Origin of the sequence: Microcoleus sp. LEGE 07076 (genome assembly GCF_015207455.1) — a bacterium.
Classification (GTDB): domain Bacteria; phylum Cyanobacteriota; class Cyanobacteriia; order Cyanobacteriales; family Microcoleaceae; genus Microcoleus.
Genome location: NZ_JADEWV010000368.1, coordinates 1 through 3,409, shown reverse-complemented (window position 1 = coordinate 3,409; position 3,409 = coordinate 1). Strand labels below are relative to the sequence as shown.

2 protein-coding genes are annotated in these 3,409 nt (G+C 42.4%); both read left to right on the top strand.

What is annotated here, in order from left to right:
* Positions 1-1,063, top strand: a 1,063-nt coding sequence (locus tag IQ270_RS29120) for a helicase C-terminal domain-containing protein (protein ID WP_228056806.1), incomplete at its 5' end; no start/stop codon positions are given.
* 667 nt (positions 1,064-1,730) lie between these two features.
* Complete coding sequence (gene dnaN, locus IQ270_RS29115; protein ID WP_368670149.1) at positions 1,731-3,128, top strand: DNA polymerase III subunit beta; 1,398 nt, start codon at positions 1,731-1,733, stop codon at positions 3,126-3,128.
* The last annotated feature ends 281 nt before the right edge of the window (positions 3,129-3,409 follow it).

The following is a 3,409-nucleotide window of genomic DNA, read 5'->3' as shown; positions in this document are numbered from 1 at the left end:
GTGGAAATGGATAGAACGCAATTTTGAACGCACATTCTTTAATCACCGCAAGCTAATTTTAATGGGCGACCCCGCTCAGCTCAATCCTGTAGGAGACAAAAAGTCGCCTGCTTTCAGCATTACCAATAAAGCTGTACTGACCAAAGTTGTCAGGCAAGCAGGGGAAAGCCCTGTGCTCGATTTCATAACAGAATGCCGCTCTTTTGTCAATAGCAAAGCAGACATATTTTTGCCACACTCTAAATACAAAAAAGGAGACAAGTCAAACGGTGCATTCAAAGTTAAATCAGAAACGCTGCTACAATATGCTGTCAAAACGATCGATCTAGAATTTGGTCAAAATCCCGATCGTTTCAGAATTCTGTGCTGGACTAACAAACGAGTCAGATACTACAATGAGCTTATCAGAAAACAAGTCTACGGTCAAGCTGCACCCCAATTTGTACCGGGAGAAAGGCTAATTACCAAAAAACCCGTCATGGCACCTGACGGCAAAACCGTAATTTTGCCGACTTCAACGGAATTTACCGTCAAGGAAGTTGAAATTAATCAGCACTGCGGCTATCGAGTTTGGCTGCTAAAGATTGTGACTGATGACGGTTTATTTCGGCAAATCTTTGTCCTGCACGAGTCTGAAAATAAGCGTTACCAGACTGAACTTAAAGAAAAGCTCAAGAGTGCTAAACGCAATGGATTTCTTTGGAGGAAATATTACTGGTTCAAAGATGACTTGTTTGCTGAAATTGACAATTGCTTTGCTTTGACAATTCACAATTCGCAAGGCAGCACTTTTGATGAAGTTGGCATTGACGGAAGCGACCTTTTCAGCCGATTGTTAATCGGCAAAGATTTGAGCAGTCAACAGAAACTTAAAGAGTACCATCGACTTTATTATGTCGGTGCAAGCCGCTGCCGATATCGGATATTATTTGTTGCCCCCAATGACTCGTACTCAAACAATAAAATTCTCAACCAAGAGGTAAAGTCCTCAACTCTAGCAGAAGAAGGAAGAAGGAAGAAGGAAGAAGGAAGAAGCAGTAATAGCAATGATTGCAGCGATTAGGAATGCGATGCAATGAGCCCCTCGACGTAGTTTATCCTGAGCGTAGTCGAAGGGCTCAGGATAAACTACGTCGAAGTGTCCTAACCATCTTGGCGGTTGCTATAACAGGTAAAGTCCTTAACTAACAGGCACATACTTTTGTACAAAACAGTCGGTAACACTCAAATTTCAGAAAGCTTTTCCATCGGGACTTACGCTGCATTCCTTCTATTTTTACACTATTTGTAGTAGTAAGGTGTGCCATCAGCACCCTACAAGTAGAGTCTGTGCGTAAGTCCTATTTATAGAATAAGGGGAAGGAGAAAGGCAACGGGAAGCAGAAGGTAAAGATGGAGAAAACAACTAAAGTTGTAGGTTGATAGCAACGCTCAAAAATTTAATATTTGTATCGATACGAACCGATTTTGAGACAAAATGTCCATGCTTCAATCTTATATTTTTAAGCGTAGGTTCCTCCCATTTTATTTCCCATTCTTCTTCTCACTCCCTATTTTCTCAGGCACCATAACAAGTGCTGCTACCGCAGCGGCCAATCGCACGCACCCCTGACACCAGACTAATTATGGCAAAATCTCGACTGACAGGAACACCGCAGAAAGAGGAAGTATTGGAAAGATCAGTTAAGAAAAAATGCTCGACTGCAACAACCAATAAGTCTGCAAAAACTGTGAAGAAATCAGTCAAAGCAACAACTGAAACTGACTCGGTTTGCGAACCCTCAACAATCTATCCACAAGAAGTAGAAGCATTGCAAAATTGCACAAGTTTTGCAGCACTTCCAGCCGTCGATGCTTGTTCTCTAGAAGCATTGTCAAATGAGGCGATATTGCCTTCCCCTTCTCCTCTCCCATCAGCTATTGAAGTTGTCTGCGACTCAAGAGAATTTAACGATTATGTACAGGCCCTGAAAGGCATCATTCCCAGGAATAGCAGCCATCCCATTTTATACAATATTTTGATTGAGGCTGATGCAGAAACTCAACATTTGCATCTGACTGCTTACAACTTAGAATTTGGAATGCAAGTGAGCTTTGATGCGAATGTCAATCAATCTGGAAAGCTTACCCTCCCCGCACCCATACTTGCTGACATTTTGGGAAAATTTCCTAACGGTAGCCTCACCTTAAAAAGTTCTTCTGAAATTATTAAAGGAAGCGACGTTCCATCAGTCAGTGCCACTCTGAGTGCGTCAAGGAGCAAGCACGCCATTCGCGGGCTAGCTGCGGACGAATTTCCGGCTATCCCCAGCGTTCAACAGAAACTTGTAACGCTTCCTGCTAGCGTGTTAATTTCTGTCCTAAAAGCTAGCTTATTTGCTGTAAGTTCTGAGGAAAACAAACGCATTTTAACAGGAGGGAATTTTCAACTCAGTCACGACGCAGACAGAGGACTCGATCAACTGAGAGTTTGGACGACAGATGGGCATCGGGTAGCAATGGTTTTAGGATTGAACGAAAGCAGCAATTCCTATCTTTTGAGCCGTCAAGTAGTTAATTTTACTGTCCCTGCTAAGGTACTCCGCTTATTGGAGCGTTCTTTGAATTCTGCTGAGAAAGTTACGATTTACTATGAAGGTTTGCCAGAGCAACCTAGCAATTTCGTCGCATTCGAGTGGAATAATTGGCGGTTGACAACGAAGTTGCTAGAAGGGCAATATCCGATTTGTGACCAAATTATCGCTCCCTATCGACATCAATTTAGCCATCAAGTGGTGGTTGAGAGGCTGAGCTTTTTAAAAGCCTTAGAGAGGTTAGCTTCTCACAGCGACAAGTCTCACCTAACAGCTATTTTAGAATTCGATTTAGATGCCCAACAAGTGCGAGCATCACTCAACAATACTCTCAGTTCAGGAACTGAAACAGTTGATGCCAAACTATGGGGTTGTGAGTTTTGTCTCAAGTGCGATATTCGCTATTTGATTGATACAGCCAAAGCGATTTCCAGCTCAGATTTGCGGGTGTTAATGGCAACTCCTACCACTCCCCTACTGATTGCACCGTTTGGAACGCCAGCGTCGGGTACAGAGGCTTTAGAGTGCGAATATATTGTCGCTCCGCAAGAATAGTTGAAAGGTGGGGAGGGGCATCTAAATTTAATGCCCTCTCCTGCAACAAATCGGAGCCTATTGCTGTATAAATTAGGAGGGTTTAAGGGTTTTTTTGCAAGAGTACATTGTCGAAAAAAAACCACATATTTTTTACTACTTATTTTTGTGATTTAAGCAAAATATTTGCTAGTAAATTAGTGAGTTTGAATGTTTCTCTCCATTGGTTAAAATAAGCTCGCGACAGCCGACAATTTGGCATCTTTAAAACTCCCAACACCGCAAGTAAGCGGGGTGTAAAT